The organism is Tenacibaculum sp. A30, assembly GCF_051200845.1.
Lineage (GTDB): Bacteria > Bacteroidota > Bacteroidia > Flavobacteriales > Flavobacteriaceae > Polaribacter.
Genome location: NZ_CP195160.1, coordinates 1,552,201 through 1,575,659 on the forward strand (window position 1 = coordinate 1,552,201; position 23,459 = coordinate 1,575,659).

Genomic DNA, 23,459 nt, shown 5'->3' on the forward strand with positions numbered 1-23,459 from the left:
GCGTTTCCCTATCGGGTCGGGCTTTACGCGCTACACGGTAGCTTGCTTCAATCCCTAACGCATTTATTTTTTAATCAAAAACCTTATCAATAATAGCTTGATGACGTCTTCTAAATCGTGCTCCTGAACCTGCTGCTGGTGATGAACGATACTCTTCTGAAGCACATTCTAATCTAGCCAATTCAAAACGCTCTAACATATAACTCCAAGCTCCCATGTTTTTAGGTTCTTCTTGTGCCCAAACATAACGCTCTACATTTGGATACTTATCCATCACCTCTTTAATTTTATCATTGTGTAATGGGAATAACTGCTCTATACGAACTAAAGCTACATCTTCTCTACCAAGCTTTTCACGTTCTTCTAATAAATCATAATAGAACTTACCTGTACAGAACACCATTTTCTTAGCTTTTGAAGTATCAATCGTATCGTCAATTACTTCTTGGAATGTTCCGTTCGCTAAATCTTCAATAGGATTTACAGCTTTTGGTAAACGTAATAAACTTTTTGGAGTAAAAACAACTAACGGTTTTCTAAAATCACGCTTCATCTGACGACGCAAAATGTGGTACATGTTTGCTGGTGTAGAACAGTTTGCAATTGTCCAGTTATCAGTTGACGATGATTGTAAGAAACGTTCAATTCTTCCTGATGAGTGCTCTGGTCCTTGACCTTCGTATCCATGAGGTAGCAACATTACCAATCCGTTTTGTAACTTCCACTTATCTTCTGCCGAAGAAATATATTGATCGAACATAATTTGTGCTCCGTTAGCAAAATCACCAAACTGAGCTTCCCAAATTGTTAAGGTATTTGGAGCTGCCATTGCATATCCGTAGTCGAAACCTAACACCCCATATTCTGATAAGTGAGAGTTGTAAATCGTCATCTCTCCTTTATTCTTAGGGTTTGTGTTTAATAAGTTAACACGCTCTAAGGTATCTTCATCACGCATAATCGCATGACGGTGAGAGAATGTTCCTCTTTCTACATCTTCTCCAGAAATACGAATATCGTAACCTTCTTCTAATAAAGTACCGTATGCTAAGTTTTCAGCAGTACCCCAATCTAACAAGTTATCTTCAAAAACCATTTTTTCACGACCGTGTAAAATACGCTCTGCTTTACGAACAAACTTATGTCCTTCTGGAGTTTTCGAAATAACTCTTGCAATATCTTTTAAACCTTCTACCGAGTAGGTTGTATCTACAGGTTGCAACATATGTTGTAACTGCTTACGTACAAAACCTTCCCAAACATCAGGCATGAATTCTTGAATTTTTGCTGTTTCTTTCTTTTTAGATTCAGCAAACTCAACTTCTAAATGTGATTTGAATTCTTCAGTAATCTCTTTTAAGTAGTCAGCAGTAATGCTTCCTTCAGCAATTAATTTATTTGCATAAATTTCTCTAGCATTTTTATGCTTAGAAATTGCTTTGTATAATTTAGGCTGCGTAAAACGAGGTTCATCACCTTCGTTATGACCGTATTTACGATATCCTAATAAATCAATAAAAATGTCTTTGTTGAATTTCATACGATATTCAACAGCCATTTCCATTGCGTGACAAACAGCTTCTGCATCATCAGCATTTACATGTAATACTGGTGATAAAGTTACTTTAGCAACATCTGTACAATACGTACTTGAACGCGCATCTAAGTAGTTAGTAGTGAATCCTACCTGGTTGTTTACTACTACGTGAATAGTACCTCCTGTTTTGTATCCGTTTAACTGTGCCATTTGCACAACTTCGTATACAATACCTTGACCTGCAATTGCAGCATCTCCGTGTACTAAGATTGGAAGGATCTTATTTTCATTTCCTTCGTAATCTTTATCTATCTTAGCTCTAACAATTCCTTCAGCAACAGCATCTACTGTTTCTAAATGAGATGGGTTAGGAACTAAATTCATTTTCATTTTTTGACCTCCTTGATACTCTTTGCTTAAGGTTAACCCTAAGTGGTATTTTACATCCCCATCAATATCTTGGTCTTCAAAATCTTTCCCTTCAAATTCACTAAATAAATCGCGAATTGGTTTTTTAAAGATATTTACTAAGGTATTCAAACGTCCACGGTGTGCCATTCCTAACACACATTCTTCTACACCATACAACTCAGCTGCATCTCTAAGTGCTACACTTACCCCAGGAATTAAGGTTTCACCACCTTCAACAGAGAAACGCTTTTGCCCAACATATTTTGTTTGCAAGAAACTTTCAAAAGTTGAGGCTTGGTTTAATTTGGTAAGAATATACTTTTTCGATGCTACATCATAACTAGGATGGTTTGCGTTTTTATTTAAACGCTCATTCCACCACTTTAACTCTTCAGGGTTGCGTACATACATATACTCAACTCCGATGCTCTCACAGAATACAGATTTTAAATAATCTATAATCTCAGCTAAGCTTTTAGGACCTATACCTAAAATTTCACCTGCATTAAAAACTGTGGATAAATCTCCTTGATTTAACCCAAAGTTCTCAATTTCTAAAGTTGGCGTGTAAGTTCTTCTGTTACGAACTGGGTTTGTTTTGGTAAACAAATGTCCACGTGTGCGGTAACCGTTGATTAAATCGATTACTAAAAATTCTTTACGTACTTCTTCAGGGACTTCTATCGAAACTTCTTCATCTGTTAATGAATAATTCTCGTTAGCCAAATCATATCCTTGAAAAAAACTTCTCCAACTTGGTTCTATCGCATCAGGATTTTTTTGATATTGTTCATACAAATCACCTATAAAACCTGCGTGTGCTGCGTTTAAGAACGAAAACTTGTCCATATATTTTGTTATACTTTTCTATCTATAAGAATAATGTTGACAAAAGTACAACTTTTACCAAAAATAGCACTCCTTTTTAGCCTAATTTTAAACTCTTTAACGAGTTTTTAGTTTTTGTTAAATTTGCGTTAAGCACGCCTCTTTTTATTAAAATAAAACACTGAATTTCAGCATCAAGAAAAATAGTTTTATTTTTTTTAAAAAAATAATTTGCAGATATAAAAAAAGGACTTAAATTTGCACTCGCATTTTAAGACAAGTACGTCTTAAATTCCTCAATAGCTCAGTTGGTTAGAGCATCTGACTGTTAATCAGAGGGTCCCTGGTTCGAGTCCAGGTTGAGGAGCCAAAGGCAACGTAGAAGCCGATAATTTCTACAACAAATATAGATTGTTCTACAAGAACATTCCTCAATAGCTCAGTTGGTTAGAGCATCTGACTGTTAATCAGAGGGTCCCTGGTTCGAGTCCAGGTTGAGGAGCCAAAAAAATCCGATTTACGTAAGTAAATCGGATTTTTTATTTTACCTAAACTTAAAATTACACAAAAGCCCAACTTACTAACAAGTAGTAAGTCAGACTTCTGCTCTTGTATATACTAAATTAATGAAACAAAGTTTTCATTACAGATTACTGCGCACTCCAGCCTCCATCTAAAGCAAACGAAGTTCCAGTAATAGTTGATGAAGTGTCTTTTGCCAATAACAGAGCCATATCAGCAATTGTTTCCAACGGAACAAACTGTTTTACCGCCTGTTTTTTCAGCATTACTTTTTCAACAACTTCTTCTTCTGTCATCTGATGTGCTTTGGCTTGGTCTTTTATTTGCCCCTCTACTAAAGGTGTTTTTACATACCCTGGACAAATTGCATTACATGTTATATTATAAGACGCACCTTCTAAAGCCAGAACCTTTGTCATACCTATTACACCATGTTTTGCTGTTACATAGGCTGTTTTAAACTCAGATGCCCTCAAACCATGAACTGATGAAACATTGATAATTCTACCGAATTTCTGATCCTTCATAAAATTCCACGCTTTTTTTGAAGCATAGAAAGCAGCGTTCATATTAATAGCAATAATACTTTCATACTTATTATTCGGAAAATCTTCTACAGGAGAAACATACTGTATCCCTGCATTATTAACCAACACATGCAATGCATCGAACACTTTTATTGTTTGCTCTATTAATTCTTCAACCTCATCTGTAACCAACAAATTTGCATTTGAAAAAGAAACTTTTACATTATACTTATCTCCTACGCTTTTTGCTATTTTAGCACCATCCTCCTCCAAACCATGAAACATAATATTGTAACCTGCTTTAGCAAAAGCCTCTGCAATACCTAAGCCGATACCGCTAGTACTTCCTGTTATCAACGCTACTTTATTCATGATTCAGAAAATTTTCAAGCACTTTATTAAAAGCCTCTGGTTGATCTATTACCGCCCCATGTCTTGAGTTTTCAATTACAGACAGTGTTGCATTCGGCATTCTTTTCAGTAAAGCTGATAAATTTAACCTTATTTAAGTGAGACTTTTACATAAAACCCATTAAAAACTTTAATTTTAACTAAAAACATAAGGAAATTAAAAATGAGACTTAAAAAAAAGCAAACACTTTTACCTTTAAAAGATTTCTAACTAAATAGCTACGATATTAAAAAGCGCTTCTTTATTTTTACAGTATGCAATTTCCTAAGAAACTACATCAAAAAATTACACAACGAGAAACACAAAACTCTCTGAGAAAACTTGGTAAAGAAAATTCATTGATTGATTTTTCTTCCAACGATTATTTAGGATTTGCTAAATCGGAAATTATCTTTGACAAAACACATCAATATTTAATTGACAACAATCTCAAAATTAACGGAGCAACAGGTTCGCGTTTACTCTCAGGAAATCATGCACTTTATACTGAAGTTGAAAAACAACTTTCTAATATTCATAGCTCAGAAACTGCATTAATTTTTAACTCTGGTTACGACGCAAACATTGGTTTTTTTGCTTCGGTACCTCAACGTGGTGATATCATTTTATATGATGAACTTATTCATGCCTCTATAAGAGATGGAATTCAATTATCCAATGCAAAATCTTTTAAGTTTAAACATAATGATATAACTCATCTGGATGAGATGCTGAAACGAGTTCAGCATGACGACATAGAAATTTATGTGATTACCGAATCTGTTTTTTCTATGGATGGTGATTCTCCTGATTTGGTATCGATGTCACAAATCGTAAAAAAACACACTAATGTTCATTTGGTAATAGATGAAGCGCACGCTTTGGGTGTTTTCGACTTCGGATTAATTCAAAAACTACAGTTAGAAGATACTGTTTTCTCTCGAATTATTACCTTCGGAAAAGGCTTAGGGTGTCACGGAGCAGCTATTTTAGGAAGCAAGAAATTACAACAATACCTTGTTAATTTTGCGCGTAGTTTTATTTACACAACAGGACTTTCTCCTCATGCGTTAGCTACTATAAAAATTGCTTATGATGAATTATCAAACAGTCATTCTAGAAAAAAATTAGAGCAAAACATTCTACATTTCATTTCTGAATCAAACAGGTTACAATTACATTTTATTGAGAGTACTTCTGCCATTCACTGTTGTATTATTTCTGGTAATGAACATGTAAAAAACATCGCTTCTCAATTGCAACAAAAGGGATTTGATGTAAAACCTATTTTATCTCCAACCGTTCCATTAAATCAAGAACGTTTACGTTTTTGTTTGCACTCCTATAATTCTAAGGAAGAAATCACCAATGTTTTAGAGAACCTTGCTACTTTTGTAGTATCATGAAACAGCAAAAATATTTTATTACAGGAATTTCAACAGAAGTAGGCAAAACAATTGCTTCTGCTATTATAACCGAAGCCTTACAAGCCGATTACTGGAAACCTATTCAATCAGGAGATATAGACTATTCCGACACTCATAAAGTTCAAAAACTAATTTCAAATACAAAAACCGTTTTTCACCCTAATTCATATGCTTTACAGACTCCTATGAGTCCGCATGCAGCTGCTGAAATTGACGGAATTACCATTGAAATTGACAACATCAAAGAACCTGTAACCGAAAACCACTTAGTTATTGAAGGTGCTGGTGGATTATTGGTTCCTTTGAACGACAAAAACACCCTACTTGATGCTATAAAACCCGATTATAAAGTTGTTGTTGTGTCTCGTCATTATTTGGGAAGTATCAATCACACCCTATTAACAGTTAACTTATTAAAAGAAAAAGGATTTGAAGTATCGTTGATTTTTTCAGGAAACGAACATAAAACAACGGAAGACATTATCAAAAAAATGACAGATGTTCCTGTAATTGGACGGATTGAAGAAGAACCTTATTTCGATAAGAATGTGATTAAAGAATACGCTGAATTATTTAAAAGTAATTTATAAATGAAACCTGTTACCGCAAAACAACTTTGGTTTTTTCCGCTACTTTTTGGTTTTTTAGGAGCTATTATAGGGTTGGTTTTGCGTTATGCTTTTACTGGAAGTATTGCCAATTTTCCTTTTAAATTTGTGTTGCATTCCCATTCTCATATTATGTTATTGGGTTTTGTTTTTAATGCTTTAATTGCACTGCTTGTTACACGATTTACTAACGGAATTGACAAAACTTCCTACCGTTTATATCTTGCTTTACAAGTTTGTGTAGCAATTTTACTGGTCGGATTCATCATTCAAGGATATGCATTAGTTACGATCACATTCTCTACCCTACATTTATGGATTAGTTATTGGCTGGTCGTCAGATTATGGAAACGATTAGTTGGTGAAAAATCAGACCTCATATTAATTAAAACAGGAATAATCTTTCATTTCATTTCTTCTATCGGTCCGTATGCACTTGGACCTTTAATGGCAATGAAAATGCAAAGTTCCCCTTGGTATCAACAAGCAATTTTTTTCTACTTACACTTTCAATATTTCGGTTCCTTTTTTCTTTGGATGCTTGCCATTCTTTTTCAAAGAACAACTGTTGAGCTATCAAAAAAACAAACCATCTTAATTATTAGTGCTCTTGTACTATTATATACACACTCATTAAAGTATAGTTTTAATCATCTGGCTATTCAAATTATAGGAGGTATTGGCTCAATAATTTTGACATTATTTTTCCTAAAACTAAAGAAATCATTTTCAAAGCAAAAGCTTACATACCAATTGTTTTTTGGGATACTACTATTTATCGGAATTATGAATTGCTTTGGCAGTGTTCCTTACTTTTCTAACTTAGTTATAACGAATAGGTTTATGCTCATAGCTTGGTTACATTTACTATTTTTAGGAATGTACCTGCCTTTTATTTGGATGGAATTGGAAACAAAACCCCATACAAGCACCTGGATTGTTTACACCTTTTTCTTACTCACTTCAGAAGCTTTTTTAGTTTTTCCTGCATTTTTCTCTAAATTGTTTTCAATCTCAATTATGTGGCTGTTGTTTATTGCCTATTTGGGAGTGGTTTTATGTATTTCTATTGTACATTTGACAGCTCTTTTTCAAAAGAACAAAACACATGAACTTACAAGAACGCGATAAAAAACATCTATGGCATCCGCTAAAACAACATCAAACACATCCAAATAGTTTAGGAATTGTAAAAGCAAAAGGATGCATACTAACCGACGAACACGGTAACGAATATATCGATGCTATTTCGTCTTGGTACACCTGTATGTTTGGACATTGTAACGACTATATTACAAGCAGAGTTTACCAACAAATGCAAACATTAGATCAAATAATGTTTAGTGATTTCACCCACGAACCTGCTGTAAAACTATCAGAAGAATTGATTAAAATTCTCCCTGAAAATCAAAATAGAATTTTCTTTAACGATAACGGCTCTACCGCTGTAGAAGCTGGTATTAAAATGGCATTACAATACTATTTTAATAAAGGTGAAAAGCGCACAACATTTATTGCTTTTGAAGATGGTTTTCATGGTGATACCTTCGGAGCGATGTCTGTTTCTGGATTATCGGTATACAACGGTCCGTTTGAAGATTTTTTAATGGATATTCAACGTATTCCTGTTCCAAACGGAGAAAATAATAACCTCATATTAGAACAACTACAAAAAATTATTTTAGAAAATAAGGTTGCGGGATTCATCTACGAGCCCTTAGTTCAAGGAGCGGCTGGAATGAAAATTCACCAAGCTGAAGATTTAGATAAAATCCTAGCAATTTGCAAAAAGAACGACATTTTAACTATTGCTGATGAGGTTATGACTGGTTTTGGAAAAACAGGTAACAATTTTGCTTCTGATGAAATTACCACCAAACCAGACATCATGTGTTTAAGTAAAGCGTTGACTGCTGGATTGGTTCCTATGTCAATTACTTCATGTACCGAAGAAATTTACACGGCTTTTTTAGACAATGATATTTCTAAAGGTTTTTTCCATTGCCATACATATTCTGCAAATCCGATAGCTTGTAGTGCTGCTTTGGCTAGTATTGAATTGTTACAGACACAAGAAATTCAAAAGAATATTCAATCTATTGAAAGAAATAATAAAGCCTTTGCTGAGAAAATAGAAAACCACCCAAAAGTAAGTTCAACAAGATGTAAAGGTGTCATTTTAGCGATTGATTTAAACACCAATTCCGGTCGCTATGGAACGCTTCGCGACCAACTTTTAAAATCTTTTATGGATGAAGGTGTTTTCTTACGTCCGTTAGGAAACACTATTTACATTCAACCTCCTTACGTAATTACGCAAGAGCAACTTGAAAAAATATATACAACTATTAAAAAGGTTCTAGATACTCTCTAGAATCTTTTCTTTTTCTAACAAATTAATCTCTTCTTGGGTATCTCTAATTCGAACGTACAAATCTTCATAAACCCATTCGCCATCTATTTTAATTCCTCTAACAACTAAAGTTCCTTCTCCTATATTTCCTCTTATTGGAATAGAAAAATCAACATCTCCATCATCATTTGTAAGCGAAATATTTCCTGAAGGAATCCCGTATTTCTCTATAGGTTCTCCTAAGTTTTTAATAACTAATTCATTTTTGGCTGCTAGCTCTATCGCATATTCTACAGGAGTTGCGTTATTTATCATGTTTGACACTCCAAAAAACGCAGCACCAAGACCTAAAACAATCAGTAAAATAAACCCTAAACACCCTGTTAGTGGAATAAACCACAGCCAATTTCTTCCAAACCAACTTTTCTGACCTTGTTCGCTCATTACTCTAAATTTTCATCTAAGATAAATATTTTTATTTTCTTTAGAATCCCTGATTTTACCTTTATTTTTGCTGAAATTTTATAGTGTTGAAAGAACCCATCTCAATAACGTCTTTTGCATCCGTTTCCGCTTTAGGAAGCTCTTCTGAAAACATCTGGAAAAACTATTTAAACGACCAGCATTTTTTAACTTTAAAAGAGTTTGAAAACTTTAAAGCTTGGGTTGCACAAATATCTCAAGATGATAAGATTGCTATTGAAGAAGTTCAAAATTCAGATAACAAGTATAAAAACTTAGATCCGTCTGTTTTATATACATTATTTGTTGCTCGAAAAGCAATAGATCAAACCAATTGGAAAGCTTCTGACAACTTCGGAATTAACATCGGTTCTTCTCGTGGAGCTACTTCTTTGTTTGAAAAATACCATAAAGAGTTCTTAGCAACAGGAAAATCATCTACCTTAAGTTCTCCAACCACTACTTTAGGAAATATTTCCTCTTGGATAGCTCACGACTTACAAACCAACGGACCAGAAATTTCACATTCTATAACCTGTTCAACCGGATTACATTCTTTGTTAAATGGTGTCGCTTGGTTACAATCTGGAATGTCAGAAAAATTTATGATTGGTGCTAGTGAAGCTTCGCTAACTGATTTTACCATCGCGCAAATGCAGGCATTAAAAGTATATTCTAAAGAAAAAAACGGATATCCATGTAAAGCATTCGACCTTAACAAAACCAAAAACACCATGGTTTTAGGTGAAGCTGCTTCTGTTTTTTGTTTAGAAAAAGGAACTAAAGAAAATGCTTTGGCATTTATTGAAGGTGTTGGATATGCTACTGAGGTTTTAAAACACAATACTTCTGTTACCACCGATGCTGAATGCTTTCAAAAATCAATGAAAATGGCATTAGGTACTGTTTCTCCTAATGAAATTGACGCTATTGTAATGCATGCTCCAGGAACAATCAAAGGAGATCAATCAGAAATTAATGCGATTCAAAAAGTATTTTGTAACAAAACTCCATTTTTAACTACCAATAAATGGAAACTTGGTCATACTTTCGGTGCTTCTGGCTTGTTAAGTTTAGAATTGGCTATGTTCATGTTACAACATCAACAAGTAATTGAAGTTCCGTTTACGCAACCTCAAGAACACCCAAAAAAGTTATCAAAAATATTGGTAAATGCTGTTGGCTTTGGAGGAAATGCCGTTTCCGTTTTAATCACAGGGCGATAGCCAAAGGTTTAATTCTCCAAGGCTTACCACAAAATACTTAGAATGGTTTTCTTTGAGTACTTTGTGGAGTTGTCCCTAAGATAGTTGATTAACGAAATAAAAATTGTCGATTTCAGGCAATTTATATACTTTTAGTAACTCATTTAAATAATTGCTTTATGATGGAATGGTTTTCTGAATTAACCGCTTTTCAACAAATTTATTGGGGAATAGCAGGTGTATTTACGCTAATTTTTGTATTTGTTCTTATTGGTAGCTTTATAGGCGCCGATACTGATGATATTGGTGATATTGATGCTGAAATAGATGCCGATACAGGTGCTGGATTTCAGTTCTTCACTTTTAAAAACATGGTTGCTTTTTTTACCATTTTCGGATGGAGTGGTATTGCTAGTATGGATGCTGGCAATTCAAACACAATCACACTACTTATTTCTGTGATTTGCGGATTGATCATGATGACTATCATGGCAACCTTATTCTACTATATTAGTAAACTAACAGATAGCGGTACCTTACAAATGAAAAACGCACTAAATCAAATTGGAGAAGTGTATTTAACCGTAGGAGCAAATCGCTCTAAAATGGGAAAAGTGCACATAAAAGTACAAAACTCACTTCGTGAACTTGATGCCTTAACAGATAATGATACTGACTTGACACAAGGCATGGTTGTTAAAGTAATCGAAGTTACCTCAAACGGAATATTAATTATTGAATCTCAAAAATAAAAATTGACTATGTTAAAAGTTACTTTATTACAAATTGATGGCTTTGGATTTGCAGGGCCTATCGGGCTTGTTATTGCCATTCTATTTATTTTCATTTTACTCGTTACTTTAATAAAACGCTACAAAAGATGTCCTTCCGACAGAATTTTAGTAGTGTACGGTAAAGTTGGTGGCGGACAATCAGCGAAATGTATTCACGGGGGGGCTGCGTTTATTTTCCCTGTAATTCAAGATTATGAATTTTTAGATTTAACACCTATTTCTATTGAAGTAAACTTAGTAAATGCACTATCTAAACAAAACATTCGTGTAAATGTGCCTTCTCGTTTTACCATAGGGGTTTCTACCGAGCCAGGAGTAATGCAAAATGCTGCTGAACGTTTACTTGGTTTAGCAATGAACGATGTTCAAGAATTAGCTAAAGAAATCATTTTTGGTCAGTTACGTTTAGTAGTTGCTTCAATGGATATTGAAGAAATTAACTCTGATAGAGATAAGTTTTTAACCAACATTTCACAAAGTGTAGAATCGGAATTAAAAAAAGTTGGTTTAAAATTAATCAACGTAAATATTACTGATATTGTTGACGAATCAGGATATATTGAAGCTTTAGGTAAAGAAGCTGCTGCACATGCAATCAATGCTGCACGTAAATCTGTTGCTGAGAAAAACAGAGATGGTTCTATTGGGGAAGCAAATGCTGTACAAGATGAAAGAACTCAAGTAGCTGCCGCTAATGCACAAGCTGTAGACGGAGAAAACACTGCAAAAATTGCTGTTGCAAACTCAGACTCTTTACGTCGTCAAAGAGAAGCTGAAGCTGAAAGAGTAGCTATTGCTTCTGAAAAAGTACAATCAGCAAAAGCTTTAGAAGAATCGTATGCTGCTGAAAAAGAAGCCGAAATTGCCAGAGCTGAAAGAGAACGTTCTTCACAAATGGCTGATGTAATTGTTCCTGCTGAAATTGACAAACGAAAAGTAGAAATTGATGCGGAGGCGGAAGCAGAAAGAATTCGTAGAAAAGCAAAAGGAGAGGCTGATGCTATCTTATTTAAAGCACAAGCAGAAGCACAAGGTTTATACGAAGTATTAACTAAGCAAGCTGCCGGTTTAGATCAAATAGTAAAAGCTGCCGGAAACGATTCGCAAAACGCAGCCTTATTATTAATTGCTGATAAATTACCTGAACTAGTAAAATTACAATCAGAAGCTATTAAAAATATTAAGATTGATAAAGTTACTGTTTGGGAAAACGGTGGAGGAAAAGATGGAAAAACCTCAACATCTAACTTTATTTCAGGAATGTACAATGCAGTACCGCCATTACAGGAAATGTTTAACATGGCGGGTATGCAATTGCCCGATTATTTAAAAGGGAAAGAACTTCCAAATAGTGATGAAAAAGTAATCGATCAAGGCGATTCTCCTTCCGAAGAAAAATAAGACTCATAAAATTCCGCTTTCGTAGCGGAATTTTTTATTTTTACCACCACAAACAACTCGAATTTATGAATGAAATTAGACACGATTGGACGAAAGAGGAAATTCTAGAAGTATACAATAAGCCATTAATGGAGCTTTTGTACGAGGCTTCAACTATGCATAGAAAATACCACGACCCAAACACCGTACAGGTAAGTACCTTAATTTCTATAAAAACTGGTGGATGTTCTGAAGACTGTGGATATTGTCCGCAAGCAGCACGTTATCATACCAATGTTGAAGGAAATGATTTGATGACTGTAAACCAAGTTAAGGCACAAGCTTTACGTGCTAAAGATGGTGGATCATCAAGAGTTTGTATGGGAGCCGCTTGGAGAAACGTTAAAGACGGACCAGAATTTGACCAAGTGTTAGAAATGGTACGTACTATTAACAAACTAGATATGGAAGTTTGTTGTACCTTAGGTATGGTTACCGAAAATCAAGCAAAACGTTTAGCTGAGGCTGGCTTATATGCCTACAACCACAATATTGATACTTCGGAAGATTATTATGATGATGTAATTTCTACACGTTCTTTTGATGATAGAATTAATACTATTGAAAATGTACGTAAAACCAACGTAACAGTTTGTTCTGGAGGAATTATTGGTATGGGAGAATCGTTAGAAGACAGAGCTGGAATGCTTGAAACGTTAACCCGTTTTTCTCCACACCCTGAATCTGTGCCAATTAACGCATTAGTTGCCGTTGAAGGTACTCCATTAGAAGAGCAACCTCCAGTAAACATTTTTGAAATGGTTCGTATGGTAGCAACTGCTCGTATTGTATTACCAGATTCGCAAGTACGTTTATCAGCAGGTAGAACTCAAATGAGTAGAGAAGGTCAAGCAATGTGTTTCTTTGCTGGAGCAAATTCTATTTTCGCTGGAGATAAATTATTAACAACTCCGAATCCTGATATTAATGAAGACATGAAAATGTTTGAAGAGTTAGGATTAAATACACAAAAACCGTTCTTTAAGCACGAGCAAAGAGAATCGGTTGAAGCTAAAGATTCTCAATTTGAAGCTTTAGGTGAAAATCCTAAATGGACCAGACCTGAGCATAAAATTGAGCGTAACGAACAAAAAAAGCAAGAAGCCAAAGCTTTAAGAAGTTAATTCTAAGCTAGCGACAACATATAAAAATAGCCATCAAGTACTTGATGGCTATTTTTTTATCATTTTTATAAACAATTCCATTCCTTGTCTAGTTTTTGAGGAATTGTAGCAAGCCTCCATTTTATCTACAGTAAAATAAGGTCTAAAATATTCCTCATATTCTTGTTTACTACCTCCAAAGGGTGGATGATCTTCATTCAATTGAGCATCAAACAACAAGCCAACTAATTTTCCTTTTTCAGTAAGTAATTCACTTGTTTTTTGTGCATATTCTGCTCGTAATTCTGGATTGATAGCGCAGAAGAAAGTCTGTTCTATGATTAAATCAAAAGCGTCTTCTAATTCAAAAAAATTAGCGTGAATTAAATTTTCCTTTGGAAAATTAGGAACTCTTTTTTGAATTCTTTTTAAAGGTTCTTCGGCAATATCAACCACATAAACATTAGTGAAACCTAAATTGAACAAATATTCTGCTTCATAAGAATTTCCACCTCCAGGAATCAGAATCCGTAAACTTTTATCTTCTACTTGATCAAAATATTCTTTTAATGGGTTAGAGATTTCCCCTAAATCCCATCCTGTTTTATTATTCAAATATTTGTTATTCCAAAAAGTCTCAGATAATTCAATCATTGTATTAACTTTATTATACCACAAATTTAAGAATAAAGTGTCATAACGATTTCTTAACTTTGCTCTTTTAAACAACATGTTATGGGATTAAATCTTTCTCAAATTGAAAGAGTCGAAACAATTACCAAAGAAGACTTTATCAAGAATTATTTTAAACCGCAAAAACCTGTGGTTATTGAACGTTTTATTGAAGATTGGCCAGCCTATTCTAAATGGTCTTTAGAATACATGAAAGAAGTAGCAGGCGATAAAACGGTACCTTTATACGATGACAGACCTGTTGATTATAAAGATGGTTTTAACGAACCTCATGCGACCATGAAAATGAGTGAGTATGTTGATTTATTAAAACGTGAACCAACTAAATTTAGGATTTTCTTATGGAACATTTTAAAAGAAGTACCTCAATTACAAAAAGACTTTAAATTTCCTGATTTTGGTCTAAGTTTAATGAAAGGCTTACCGATGTTATTTTTTGGCGGACGTGATTCGTACACCTTTATGCACTATGATATTGATTTAGCTAACATTTTTCACTTTCACTTTGAAGGAAAAAAGAAGTGTATTTTATTCGATCAAAAGCAAAACAAATACTTATATAAAATTCCGCATTCATTAATTACTCGTGAAGATATTGATTTTAACGATCCTGATTTTGAAAAATGGCCTGCATTAAAAAATGCCAAAGGTTATGTTGCTGAATTAGAGCACGGAAATGTTTTGTATATGCCTGAAGGATATTGGCATTATATGCGCTATGTAACCCCAGGTTTTTCAATGAGTTTACGTGCCATTGCTCGTAACCCTAAAAACTTAGGAAAGGCTGTTTATAATGTATTTATTATGCGTACAATAGATAATGTGATGCGTCGTATTAAAGGTCAAAAATGGATTGATTGGAAAAACGAACAAGCCATTATTAAAACAAACAAAGCAAATAATATTGCCTCATAAAAAAAGCGCCTAATAGGCGCTTTTTTATTATTTGTTTCCAAAAAGTCGTTGAAAAAAACTTTTTGTTTTGGTTTTAGTTTCTTGAAATTCTTCTTTAGCATCTTCTGCAAAATCGGCTAGATGTTCACTAGCTTCTCCTGCAACTTCTGAAGCTTTTTCAGTTATATCTTCTAATACTTCTTTTGCTTCATTAGTTAATTCGTTTGCTTTTTCTTTAGCTTTTTGAATTGACTCATCGGAAATAATTTCTTCAACTTTTTCTTTTACATCTTCTACTATATCTACTAAATGTTCACCAGCTTCTCCTGCTAAATTACTTGACTTTTCTGTTATATTATCCATAACTTCTTTAGCTTTATCAAGTCCTTTGTTTAAGCTATCATTGGTGTTTTTATTTTCAGACATAATATAAAAATTAAAAAAGAATGTTTAGAACCAACCTCTATGATTTACTTGATATGTTTCAATAAAATCATCATCTGATTTTGTTAAATAAATGATTCCTTCAATAAAAGGAATAATTCCAGCAAACCCACAAGTTATAATCGTAGCTATAATTTGTATGATACCTTCTTTAGTGTACCCTAACACAAATTTATGTATCCCAATTGATCCAATTAAAATAGCTAAGATACCTGCTAATACACGTTTACTTTCTTGATTAGGAACAGTATTCCCGTTTTCATCAATTACATTCATTTTTTTAATTTTTTATTTATTAGACGGTGCTAAATTTATAAAAAAGCTTTGTCTTTTGGCTCCCATAACTCAATTTTATTTCCGTCTAAATCTAAAATCCAACCGAATTTCCCATAATCATACTCTTCTATCTTATCCATTACCTTAACTCCCTTTTCCTTAAGATCTTCTAATAATTCAACTAAATTTTCTACCCGATAGTTAAACATAAAATCTTTTTTAGATGGTTCAAAATAATTGGTGTCTTTTGTAAACGGGCTCCATTGTGTAGAAGCTTTTTTATCTTCATTATCTTTCCACCAAAATGTACAACCCCAATCATCTGTATTAAAACCTAAGTTCTTCTTATACCAATCTTTTGTTGCTTTCGGGTCTTCTGTTTTAAAGAAAACACCTCCTATACCAGTTACTTTACCTTTTTTCTTCATTTTATTTCTTTTTTATAGCTGATTCATAAGTAGAAACCCATTCATCAACGGATATTTTAGTACACAATTCAGCAATTAATTCATACGGAATGTCATCCAGCTTTTTAAAACGTATACAACTTTTACCCATGTCTAATTTTCGTTTCGCATGTTTTGGGTATTCAGCTACAAACCAATCGTGTAAATCTTTATTTGCATAGATTCCACTATGGTATAAATTCACTGAATTCTTCTGCGAAGCTAAATTCATAAAAGGCAATGGAAGTTTAGGGTCACAATGATACCCGTCCGGATATATTGAATGCGGAACATAATACCCAATCATCTTATAATTGATTCCTTCTTCAAAACCTTCAGGTAAGTTTTCCTTAATTATATTTCGTAGTTTTTGTAAAACTTCTTGACGTTCTTCAGGAAGTTGAGAAATATATTCTTCTACTGTAGATGCTTCATACTTCATGTTACATGAATTTAAAGCTACAAGTTAGCAAAATTTCTCTCTAATTTTATCAACTATCGTTTGTGCTAGTTTTTCCTTACTTTCTATAGTCCAACCTGCTACATGAGGAGAAAGCAACACATTTTCAGCATTGATTAAATATTTAAAAGCTTTTGGTACTTCGGCTACGCTCAGCACCCCATCTTTTGTTTTAAACAGGTTTTCGAAAGATTTTTTCTCATACTCCAATACATCCAATCCTGCACCTAATACTTTTCCTGATTTTAAAGCCTCAACCAAGTCTTTTGTTACTACAGATTTTCCTCTCGCTGTATTTAACAACCAAAAAGGGTTAGAAAAATTAGCAATGAATTCCGCATCAATCATATTTGTTGTTAATGCTGTTTGTGGAGTATGCAAACTTAGAACATCTGCTCTTTTTTGTAGTTCTTCTAAAGAAACTTGAGTACAATTTTCATCTCCTACATTTGGTTTGATATCGTAACAAATAACATTTACATCAAAGCCTCTAAGCTTTTTAGCAAATGCCTTACCCATATTACCATAACCAATAATTCCTACGGTTTTTCCGTCTAACTCAATTCCTCGATTTTCTTCTCGTAACCATTTACCTTCGCGAACTTCTTTATCTGCCTTGTTCAACTTATTAAAAAGCGAAAGCAACATTCCTAACGTATGCTCTCCAACTGCATTTCGATTACCTTCTGGGGCAGAAATAAGCACTATTCCTTTTTCTTCAGCATATTCACAATCAATATTTTCTAATCCAGCACCTACTCGTCCTATAAATTTAAGGCTTGTTGCTTTGTCTAAAAACTGCTTATCAATTGTAAAACGACTACGAATTATAATTCCATCGTACTCATGAATTTTTGCTTTAATTTCTGATTTAGTAGAAGTATAATCCTCATGATTTTCAAAACCTAACTCTTGAAGTTGTTTTATTAATAAAGGGTGGTTTGTATCTAAATGAAGTATTTTCATTAAAATAGATTTGTTGGATTTTTAAATCTTTAGATTTTTGGATAGTTCAATGGCTGGATCTAGACTAATGTTGAATTGAATTTAGACATCATTTTCACTATACTCATGAGAATTTCTGTATGTTTTTCTAAATCATTTGAAGAAATAAAACCCAAATCATAACTAAGTAATAATTGAGTTTCAACTTCATAACATGAACCTAATGCAATGACCAAAAATCTAGAAAAATCTTTATTAGATGTTCTTGAGCAACCTTCTGCTATATTTGAAGGAATTGACACAGAAGCTCTTCTTAATTGAGATACTAATCCATACTTTTCATCTTCAGGAAATTTTGATGTGAGCAAATAAATACCTTTACAAAAAAGACCTGCTCACTTGCCAAAATTTAAAATCCTTGTATCTGTGCATCTCTTAACTTCTAGAAATTGAATAATCCAACTATCTAAAAATCCAATAATCTAAATTAATATTGTTCGTTTTCGTTTGGAAAGTCCTTGCTTTTTACATCAGCTATAAACTGTTCAAAAGCATTTGTCATTTCGGTATGTAGATCTAAATATCTACGTAAAAAACGTGGATTAAATTCGTGAGTCATACCTAACATATCATGCATAACCAATACTTGACCATCTACTCCACCACCGGCTCCAATTCCTATTACAGGAATCGTTAATGCTTCTGCTACTTTTTGAGCCAATTTAGCTGGCACTTTTTCAAGTACTATTGCAAAACATCCTAACCTTTCTAACATTAAAGCATCTTGCATTAACTTTTCTGCTTCTTCCTCTTCTTTTGCTCTTACTGTGTAAGTACCAAATTTGTATATAGACTGTGGTGTTAATCCTAAATGCCCCATTACTGGAATACCAGCATTTAAAATTCTTTTGATTGAATCTTTTATTTCTTTTCCTCCTTCTAATTTAATCGAATGCGCTCCACTTTCTTTCATAATTCGAATAGCAGAACGTAATGCTTCTTTAGGGTCAGATTGATAACTACCAAAAGGTAAATCAACCACAACCAAACAACGGTCAATTCCTCTTACTACAGAACTTGCATGGTAAATCATTTGATCTAAAGTAATAGGTAATGTAGTTTCATGACCTGCCATTACATTTGATGCAGAATCACCTACCAAAATCACATCAATTCCTGCTCCATCAACAATTTTTGCCATGGTGTAATCGTATGCCGTAAGCATCGATATTTTTTCTCCGTTGGCTTTCATCTCAACAAGAGATTTTGTAGTAATTCTTTTATATTGTTTTTTTGCTACTGACATTTCTTTTGTTTTATAGATTGTAAAAATACACAATTATTCACTGGTTTTATTTATTACATTTTTATAACCTGCTTAATTCCCTTTTTCAATCGCCGTTAATCTTGTGTTAATTAAATTTTAGCCCTTTATTTTTTTAATAGATTTACCTAACTAAATCAAACTAAAATGCAAAAGATATTCACTTTACTTATTGTTTTTGTAATTTCTACTGTTGTAAATGCTCAAGAAGATCTTCAAGAGAAAGCCATAAAAAACACCGTTGAAACCTTTTTTGAAGGTTTGCATAAAGGTGATAGTACAATCGTAAGTTCTACTTTACACCCAACAATTACTATTCAAACTACATTTACCAATAAAGAGGGTAAAAATGTATTAGTTACCGAAAGTAAAAACAAGTTATTAACTAGTATCGCTAATAAAAAACCTGAACATACTTATTTAGAAAAGTTACTATCATGGGATATAAAAATTGATGGAAATTTAGCTTCTGTATGGACTCCTTATGAATTTTATTTAAACAATAATTTTAGTCACTGCGGAGCAAATTCATTTCAGCTTTTTAACAACAACGGTAAATGGGAAATTATTTACTTAGTTGATATGAGACGTAGAAGTGATTGTAATGCTAATAAACAATAAACACATGAAAAAGCTCAGTTTACTTTTCTTGCTTTTTTCTTGTTTCAGTTTTGCTCAAGAATCTAAATTGTTTTATCCAGAATTGTTTAATGGTTTACCAAACGTCAGAGATTTTTCAATGAGTAAAAATCAAGATGAATTTTACTTCACCGTTGAAAGCTACTTGAAAGAATATTCGTTTATAGCTTATTCAAAAAAAGTAAATGAAAAATGGAAAAAACCTGAAGTTGCTAGTTTTTCTGGGCAACATAAAGATTTAGAGCCTTTCCTTTCTCCTAACGGATTACAACTCTTTTTTGCTTCTAACAGAAAAGACAACTCCTCTGGCGAAATAAAAAATGACATGGATATATGGTATGTTACAAGAAATTCTTTGGAGGATGGATGGTCAGAACCTATAAATATTGGAACGACTGTAAACACAAATGCCGATGAATTTTATCCTTCGGTAACCGAAAAAGGCAATTTATTTTTCACTGCAGAATACAAAGACAACACCACAGGAAAAGAAGATATTTACGTAAGTAGATTGGTGAATGGAGTATACACAAAACCAACTCCACTAAGTTCAGGAGTGAATTCAGACAAATATGAATTTAATGCCTTTGTCGCTCCTGATGAAAGTTTTATAATTTTTACCTCTTACGGAAGAAAAGATGATTTAGGGAGAGGTGATTTGTACATCAGTAAAAAAGGGACCAATAACGAATGGTTACCTGCTACTCATTTAACAAGTATTAACTCTAATAAACTAGACTACTGTCCGTTTGTCGATTTACAAACGAATACCTTGTATTTTACTTCTAGTACTTCTTCAATTCCTAAAGTGCTTTCTAAAAAAATGACTTTGTCTGAATTTAAAGAGTATTTGAATACTAACCCTAATGGATTGAGTAGAGTTTATGTTAGTCCTTTCAGTAAAAAATAACCTATCTTTGAAAAGATGAGCCAATCGAATCCTACAAATATTTTATTTCCTAATAAATGGGTAGACAATTATGCTGATTATTTGTTTAATTACGCTATTGCTCGTGTAAACAACTCAAATATTGCTAAAGATTTAGTGCAGGAAACTTTTTTTGCTGGATTAAAATCTGCTAAAAATTTTGAAGGAAAATCTAGTGAAAGAACCTGGTTGGTTTCCATTTTAAAAAGAAAAATTATTGACTATTATCGAAAAATAAATTCTAAAAAAGGACAAGCCGAAATTAGAATGAATTTTTATGATAGCGGTGATAATGAAGGAAATTGGATTGAAGAACGCGTTCCTCAATCATGGAATAATGAAGCTGAAAAGAACATTGAAAATGAAGAACTAAAAAATCAGTTAGATAAATGTATTGATAGCCTTCCTGAAAAATATGCAATGGTTTTTAAAATGAAAACTATTCAACAATTTGAAACAGAAGATATTTGTAAGGAACTAAATATTACTCCGTCAAACTTATGGGTAATGATACATAGAGCAAGAACACAACTAAGAAACTGTATGGAGCAAAACTGGTTTAATAAGTAAAAAGATGTTTAAATTTTTTAAAATTACATGTGATGAAGCCACTACTATTTGTGATAAAAGCCAATATGGTGAAGCCTCAATATATGAAAGAATGCAGCTTAGTTGGCATTTAGTAGTTTGTAAAATTTGCATTTTGTACTCTAAACAAAACAGAAAAATGTCTGATATTTTAAAACTAAAATCAGGCAATTGTAAAAAAAATAACCCTTGTTTTTCTCAGAAAGAAAAAGAAGCTTTAAAAGAACAATTAAATAACTTTAATTAATAAGTTTGGTTTTTATAACCAATTTTTGATTTTTTGTTAGATTGAAACGGAATTTATTGTAGCGATAAATTCCGTTTTTTTAATTTTGCCACAGAAAAAATAATCACATGCACTTTTTACCAGAAAAACTAGATAATTACGTTGTTGAGCATTCTCAAGCTGAACCTAAACTACTACAAGAATTAAGTAGAGAAACTTGGCAAAAAGTATTAAATCCGCGTATGCTAAGTGGTGCTTTTCAAGGTAGAGTTTTATCAATGATTTCTAAATTAGTACAACCAACAACTATTTTAGAGATAGGTACATACACTGGGTATTCTGCTTTATGTTTAGCTGAAGGACTTTCAAAAGATGGAATGATTCATACGATTGATAAAAATGAGGAATTGGAAGAATTGCAACACAAATATTTTCAAAAATCAGAATACAAAGATCAAATAACTCAATATGTTGGAAACGCCATAGACATTATTCCTACAATTGATGCTAAGTTTGACTTGGTATTTATTGATGCCGATAAATCTAATTATGTAAACTATTTTCATTTGATTATCGAAAAAATGAACAAAGGAGGTATCATTTTATCTGATAATGTGCTTTGGAGCGGCAAAGTAATTGAGGAGCTAGATCCTAAAGATATAGACACAAAAGTGCTTCTTGAATATAATAGAATTTTAAATGAAGATAGTCGCTTAGAAACGGTTTTATTGCCTATACGCGACGGATTAACAATTAGTAGAGTTATTTAAAACAAAAAGGTAAATCATATGATTTACCTTTTTGTTTTTATGATATATTGAAATTAAAATTTAATTACACGTTAATCTTTCCGCAATAAATAGTTCTTTCTTGTAGTCTTCAACAAAAGCATCTATTTGAAATTTTTCTATACCAGGAACACAGATAATGTGAGCCATATCATTTTCTGAAGCTAACTGATACTTTTTACATAAAATATCTGAAGGTTTATCTAACACAACAGTTAATGCTTCATTATTTCTCCATGCATTAACACCTATCTCTTTTAACTTTTGTTCTGTATAAGCAGCCAATTCTTGTGATTTTTTTGTTCTTGAAATTAACCCTTCTTTTCCGTGCTTTTCTATAAAAGCCCATAATAATAAAGGTGTTAATCCATTTCTTGATCCTGTAATTGTAGTATCTAAAGTTCCTACATACGAAACTGAGTTCACAATTCTATCTCTATGTTTTCTCTTTGCTAAAACTATTCCACAAGGTATTGGTCCTCCAATGAATTTATGTCCAGATATAGAAATACTATCAATCCCTTCAGCAAAGTCAAATTTTGGTTTTGGTTCAACAAAAGGAGCTATACATCCTAAAAATGCAGCATCACAATGAATATAATAATCTTTGATAGCGTACTTTTTAATAATTGCTTTAATTCTATCTAAATCATCAACAGCTTCTGTCATGGTAGTCCCAATATTTAAAAAGAAAACTGCTGGTTTATCTCTGTGTAATGTTATCAAATTCTCTAAATCTTCATAATCCATTTCTCCATTATCTTGACTTCTAACAACGATATTCTTTAAGTTTAATAAGTGTAAATTCTTTTTAACACTATAGTGTGTAGATTCACTATAATAAACTACTGGATTGTTAAAACTCTCACGTGCTAAATAAAGACCATATAGATTTCCTTCAGTTCCTCCATTCGTTACATAACCCCATACATCTTTGGTTGAAGATGATAATATATCAGCAAAAAAACTAACTACTTCTCGCTCTATATCTTTTGTATCAATAGATAATGTAGAAGGAGATTCTGGATCACCCACATTGTTTATACATACATTTAAAAAAGGTGCAAATTCGCTGTAATTGAAATCCTTTGCTAAAGGATACCCAAGAAAGTTAGCTGAAGCATCACTAATTCTGTCATAAATGTCTTTTATTCTACTCATAACTACCTATTTTTAAATATTAATAAATTACTTAACAAA

26 protein-coding genes and 2 tRNA genes are annotated in these 23,459 nt (G+C 32.9%); 16 read left to right on the plus strand and 12 right to left on the minus strand.

The features are described 5' to 3' along the window. Positions 1-70: 70 nt before the first annotated feature. The gene (locus ACR9ES_RS07500; RefSeq protein WP_435253753.1) at positions 71-2,797 is read right to left on the minus strand and encodes a 2-oxoglutarate dehydrogenase E1 component; all 2,727 of its coding nucleotides are present in this window, start codon (positions 2,795-2,797) and stop codon (positions 71-73) included. Between the two features lie 272 nt (positions 2,798-3,069). On the opposite strand from ACR9ES_RS07500, the gene ACR9ES_RS07505 reads away from it, so the two are divergent. Further along, positions 3,070-3,146 (plus strand) — tRNA-Asn (locus ACR9ES_RS07505). Positions 3,147-3,204: 58 nt separating this feature from the next. Continuing rightward, a tRNA-Asn gene (locus ACR9ES_RS07510) sits at positions 3,205-3,281 on the plus strand. 145 nt (positions 3,282-3,426) lie between these two features. Here the strand turns inward: ACR9ES_RS07510 and ACR9ES_RS07515 are convergent. Continuing rightward, entirely contained in the window at positions 3,427-4,197 is a 771-nt protein-coding gene (locus tag ACR9ES_RS07515; protein ID WP_435253754.1) for a 3-hydroxybutyrate dehydrogenase, read from the minus strand. Between the two features lie 294 nt (positions 4,198-4,491). Between ACR9ES_RS07515 and ACR9ES_RS07520 the strand changes: the two genes are divergently transcribed. The 4 genes from ACR9ES_RS07520 to bioA are packed head-to-tail and all read left to right on the plus strand — an operon-like array spanning position 4,492 to position 8,625. After that, positions 4,492-5,622, plus strand: a complete 1,131-nt coding sequence (locus ACR9ES_RS07520; protein ID WP_435253755.1) for an aminotransferase class I/II-fold pyridoxal phosphate-dependent enzyme — start codon at positions 4,492-4,494, stop codon at positions 5,620-5,622. Next, complete coding sequence (gene bioD / locus ACR9ES_RS07525) at positions 5,619-6,233, plus strand: dethiobiotin synthase (protein ID WP_435253756.1); 615 nt, start codon at positions 5,619-5,621, stop codon at positions 6,231-6,233. Before ACR9ES_RS07520 ends, bioD begins: the two co-directional genes overlap by 4 nt. Further along, a complete protein-coding gene (locus ACR9ES_RS07530) occupies positions 6,234-7,382 on the plus strand; it encodes a hypothetical protein (RefSeq protein ID WP_435253757.1) in 1,149 nt (382 codons plus the stop codon). Beyond that, positions 7,360-8,625, plus strand: coding sequence for an adenosylmethionine--8-amino-7-oxononanoate transaminase (gene bioA, locus ACR9ES_RS07535; protein ID WP_435253758.1), 1,266 nt, complete (start codon positions 7,360-7,362; stop codon positions 8,623-8,625). The genes ACR9ES_RS07530 and bioA overlap by 23 nt, the downstream gene beginning before the upstream one ends. Here bioA and ACR9ES_RS07540 read toward each other — a convergent pair. Continuing rightward, positions 8,611-9,048 carry a cytochrome c oxidase assembly factor Coa1 family protein gene (locus ACR9ES_RS07540; protein ID WP_274633807.1) on the minus strand — a complete coding sequence of 146 codons (438 nt, stop codon included), beginning with the start codon at positions 9,046-9,048 and terminating at the stop codon, positions 8,611-8,613. The genes bioA and ACR9ES_RS07540 overlap by 15 nt on opposite strands. 86 nt (positions 9,049-9,134) lie before the next feature. On the opposite strand from ACR9ES_RS07540, the gene ACR9ES_RS07545 reads away from it, so the two are divergent. The 4 genes from ACR9ES_RS07545 to bioB all read left to right on the plus strand — a co-directional run bounded on the left by ACR9ES_RS07545 (position 9,135) and on the right by bioB (position 13,629). Next, a complete protein-coding gene (locus tag ACR9ES_RS07545; RefSeq protein ID WP_435253759.1) occupies positions 9,135-10,292 on the plus strand; it encodes a beta-ketoacyl synthase N-terminal-like domain-containing protein in 1,158 nt (385 codons plus the stop codon). Positions 10,293-10,450: 158 nt separating this feature from the next. Further along, positions 10,451-11,023 carry a hypothetical protein gene (locus tag ACR9ES_RS07550; protein WP_435253760.1) on the plus strand — a complete coding sequence of 191 codons (573 nt, stop codon included), beginning with the start codon at positions 10,451-10,453 and terminating at the stop codon, positions 11,021-11,023. A gap of 9 nt (positions 11,024-11,032) precedes the next feature. After that, positions 11,033-12,466, plus strand: a complete 1,434-nt coding sequence (locus ACR9ES_RS07555) for a flotillin family protein (protein ID WP_435253761.1) — start codon at positions 11,033-11,035, stop codon at positions 12,464-12,466. 65 nt (positions 12,467-12,531) lie between these two features. Then, positions 12,532-13,629 (plus strand): biotin synthase BioB, encoded by a 1,098-nt coding sequence (gene bioB / locus ACR9ES_RS07560; RefSeq protein ID WP_435253762.1) that lies wholly within the window; start codon positions 12,532-12,534, stop codon positions 13,627-13,629. 48 nt (positions 13,630-13,677) lie between these two features. Here bioB and ACR9ES_RS07565 read toward each other — a convergent pair whose 3' ends face one another. Continuing rightward, positions 13,678-14,259 (minus strand): methyltransferase domain-containing protein, encoded by a 582-nt coding sequence (locus tag ACR9ES_RS07565; RefSeq protein WP_435255633.1) that lies wholly within the window; start codon positions 14,257-14,259, stop codon positions 13,678-13,680. Positions 14,260-14,343: 84 nt separating this feature from the next. Here ACR9ES_RS07565 and ACR9ES_RS07570 point away from each other — a divergent pair, with 84 nt between their 5' ends. Continuing rightward, positions 14,344-15,216, plus strand: a complete 873-nt coding sequence (locus tag ACR9ES_RS07570) for a cupin-like domain-containing protein (RefSeq protein WP_299003168.1) — start codon at positions 14,344-14,346, stop codon at positions 15,214-15,216. A 27-nt stretch (positions 15,217-15,243) separates the two neighbouring features. Here ACR9ES_RS07570 and ACR9ES_RS07575 read toward each other — a convergent pair whose 3' ends face one another. From ACR9ES_RS07575 to panB, 7 genes are all read right to left on the minus strand, one after another. Next, positions 15,244-15,621 carry a hypothetical protein gene (locus ACR9ES_RS07575; RefSeq protein WP_435253763.1) on the minus strand — a complete coding sequence of 126 codons (378 nt, stop codon included), beginning with the start codon at positions 15,619-15,621 and terminating at the stop codon, positions 15,244-15,246. A gap of 24 nt (positions 15,622-15,645) precedes the next feature. Beyond that, positions 15,646-15,915 carry a TM2 domain-containing protein gene (locus tag ACR9ES_RS07580; RefSeq protein ID WP_299003174.1) on the minus strand — a complete coding sequence of 90 codons (270 nt, stop codon included), beginning with the start codon at positions 15,913-15,915 and terminating at the stop codon, positions 15,646-15,648. Positions 15,916-15,950: 35 nt separating this feature from the next. Continuing rightward, entirely contained in the window at positions 15,951-16,343 is a 393-nt protein-coding gene (locus ACR9ES_RS07585) for a VOC family protein (RefSeq protein ID WP_435253764.1), read from the minus strand. A 1-nt stretch (position 16,344) separates the two neighbouring features. After that, complete coding sequence (locus ACR9ES_RS07590; RefSeq protein WP_435253765.1) at positions 16,345-16,803, minus strand: DUF1801 domain-containing protein; 459 nt, start codon at positions 16,801-16,803, stop codon at positions 16,345-16,347. Positions 16,804-16,827: 24 nt separating this feature from the next. After that, the gene (locus tag ACR9ES_RS07595) at positions 16,828-17,787 is read right to left on the minus strand and encodes a 2-hydroxyacid dehydrogenase (protein ID WP_435253766.1); all 960 of its coding nucleotides are present in this window, start codon (positions 17,785-17,787) and stop codon (positions 16,828-16,830) included. Between the two features lie 59 nt (positions 17,788-17,846). Next, positions 17,847-18,134, minus strand: coding sequence for a four helix bundle protein (locus ACR9ES_RS07600; protein ID WP_435253767.1), 288 nt, complete (start codon positions 18,132-18,134; stop codon positions 17,847-17,849). Positions 18,135-18,253: 119 nt separating this feature from the next. Next, complete coding sequence (gene panB / locus ACR9ES_RS07605) at positions 18,254-19,072, minus strand: 3-methyl-2-oxobutanoate hydroxymethyltransferase (RefSeq protein WP_028892153.1); 819 nt, start codon at positions 19,070-19,072, stop codon at positions 18,254-18,256. A 165-nt stretch (positions 19,073-19,237) separates the two neighbouring features. On the opposite strand from panB, the gene ACR9ES_RS07610 reads away from it, so the two are divergent. The 5 genes from ACR9ES_RS07610 to ACR9ES_RS07630 all read left to right on the plus strand — a co-directional run bounded on the left by ACR9ES_RS07610 (position 19,238) and on the right by ACR9ES_RS07630 (position 22,241). Beyond that, complete coding sequence (locus ACR9ES_RS07610) at positions 19,238-19,711, plus strand: nuclear transport factor 2 family protein (protein WP_435253768.1); 474 nt, start codon at positions 19,238-19,240, stop codon at positions 19,709-19,711. A gap of 4 nt (positions 19,712-19,715) precedes the next feature. Beyond that, positions 19,716-20,639, plus strand: coding sequence for a TolB family protein (locus tag ACR9ES_RS07615; protein WP_435253769.1), 924 nt, complete (start codon positions 19,716-19,718; stop codon positions 20,637-20,639). A gap of 15 nt (positions 20,640-20,654) precedes the next feature. Then, positions 20,655-21,227, plus strand: a complete 573-nt coding sequence (locus ACR9ES_RS07620) for a sigma-70 family RNA polymerase sigma factor (protein WP_435253770.1) — start codon at positions 20,655-20,657, stop codon at positions 21,225-21,227. A 4-nt stretch (positions 21,228-21,231) separates the two neighbouring features. After that, positions 21,232-21,492: a hypothetical protein gene (locus tag ACR9ES_RS07625; RefSeq protein ID WP_435253771.1), complete on the plus strand. Its 261-nt coding sequence runs from the start codon at positions 21,232-21,234 to the stop codon at positions 21,490-21,492. A gap of 107 nt (positions 21,493-21,599) precedes the next feature. Then, positions 21,600-22,241, plus strand: coding sequence for an O-methyltransferase (locus tag ACR9ES_RS07630; protein WP_435253772.1), 642 nt, complete (start codon positions 21,600-21,602; stop codon positions 22,239-22,241). 60 nt (positions 22,242-22,301) lie between these two features. On the opposite strand, the gene ACR9ES_RS07635 is transcribed toward ACR9ES_RS07630, so the two are convergent. Further along, on the minus strand, positions 22,302-23,420 hold the full coding sequence (locus ACR9ES_RS07635; RefSeq protein ID WP_435253773.1) for a histidine decarboxylase: 1,119 nt from the start codon (positions 23,418-23,420) through the stop codon (positions 22,302-22,304). Positions 23,421-23,459 lie beyond the last annotated feature (39 nt).

What these genes read in the sequence shown, in the direction of transcription:
- ACR9ES_RS07570 (WP_299003168.1), top strand. Translation starts at nt 14,344, where the DNA reads ATGGGATTAAATCTTTCTCAAATTGAAAGAGTCGAAACAATTACCAAA.
- ACR9ES_RS07610 (WP_435253768.1), top strand. Translation starts at nt 19,238, where the DNA reads ATGCAAAAGATATTCACTTTACTTATTGTTTTTGTAATTTCTACTGTT.
- ACR9ES_RS07555 (WP_435253761.1), top strand. Translation starts at nt 11,033, where the DNA reads ATGTTAAAAGTTACTTTATTACAAATTGATGGCTTTGGATTTGCAGGG.
- ACR9ES_RS07630 (WP_435253772.1), top strand. Translation starts at nt 21,600, where the DNA reads ATGCACTTTTTACCAGAAAAACTAGATAATTACGTTGTTGAGCATTCT.
- ACR9ES_RS07590 (WP_435253765.1), bottom strand. Translation starts at nt 16,803, where the DNA reads ATGAAGTATGAAGCATCTACAGTAGAAGAATATATTTCTCAACTTCCT.
- ACR9ES_RS07620 (WP_435253770.1), top strand. Translation starts at nt 20,655, where the DNA reads ATGAGCCAATCGAATCCTACAAATATTTTATTTCCTAATAAATGGGTA.
- ACR9ES_RS07595 (WP_435253766.1), bottom strand. Translation starts at nt 17,787, where the DNA reads ATGAAAATACTTCATTTAGATACAAACCACCCTTTATTAATAAAACAA.
- ACR9ES_RS07615 (WP_435253769.1), top strand. Translation starts at nt 19,716, where the DNA reads ATGAAAAAGCTCAGTTTACTTTTCTTGCTTTTTTCTTGTTTCAGTTTT.
- ACR9ES_RS07575 (WP_435253763.1), bottom strand. Translation starts at nt 15,621, where the DNA reads ATGTCTGAAAATAAAAACACCAATGATAGCTTAAACAAAGGACTTGAT.
- ACR9ES_RS07530 (WP_435253757.1), top strand. Translation starts at nt 6,234, where the DNA reads ATGAAACCTGTTACCGCAAAACAACTTTGGTTTTTTCCGCTACTTTTT.
- ACR9ES_RS07500 (WP_435253753.1), bottom strand. Translation starts at nt 2,797, where the DNA reads ATGGACAAGTTTTCGTTCTTAAACGCAGCACACGCAGGTTTTATAGGT.
- ACR9ES_RS07520 (WP_435253755.1), top strand. Translation starts at nt 4,492, where the DNA reads ATGCAATTTCCTAAGAAACTACATCAAAAAATTACACAACGAGAAACA.
- panB (WP_028892153.1), bottom strand. Translation starts at nt 19,072, where the DNA reads ATGTCAGTAGCAAAAAAACAATATAAAAGAATTACTACAAAATCTCTT.
- ACR9ES_RS07515 (WP_435253754.1), bottom strand. Translation starts at nt 4,197, where the DNA reads ATGAATAAAGTAGCGTTGATAACAGGAAGTACTAGCGGTATCGGCTTA.
- bioA (WP_435253758.1), top strand. Translation starts at nt 7,360, where the DNA reads ATGAACTTACAAGAACGCGATAAAAAACATCTATGGCATCCGCTAAAA.
- ACR9ES_RS07625 (WP_435253771.1), top strand. Translation starts at nt 21,232, where the DNA reads ATGTTTAAATTTTTTAAAATTACATGTGATGAAGCCACTACTATTTGT.
- ACR9ES_RS07580 (WP_299003174.1), bottom strand. Translation starts at nt 15,915, where the DNA reads ATGAATGTAATTGATGAAAACGGGAATACTGTTCCTAATCAAGAAAGT.
- bioD (WP_435253756.1), top strand. Translation starts at nt 5,619, where the DNA reads ATGAAACAGCAAAAATATTTTATTACAGGAATTTCAACAGAAGTAGGC.
- ACR9ES_RS07585 (WP_435253764.1), bottom strand. Translation starts at nt 16,343, where the DNA reads ATGAAGAAAAAAGGTAAAGTAACTGGTATAGGAGGTGTTTTCTTTAAA.
- bioB (WP_435253762.1), top strand. Translation starts at nt 12,532, where the DNA reads ATGAATGAAATTAGACACGATTGGACGAAAGAGGAAATTCTAGAAGTA.
- ACR9ES_RS07550 (WP_435253760.1), top strand. Translation starts at nt 10,451, where the DNA reads ATGATGGAATGGTTTTCTGAATTAACCGCTTTTCAACAAATTTATTGG.
- ACR9ES_RS07635 (WP_435253773.1), bottom strand. Translation starts at nt 23,420, where the DNA reads ATGAGTAGAATAAAAGACATTTATGACAGAATTAGTGATGCTTCAGCT.
- ACR9ES_RS07540 (WP_274633807.1), bottom strand. Translation starts at nt 9,048, where the DNA reads ATGAGCGAACAAGGTCAGAAAAGTTGGTTTGGAAGAAATTGGCTGTGG.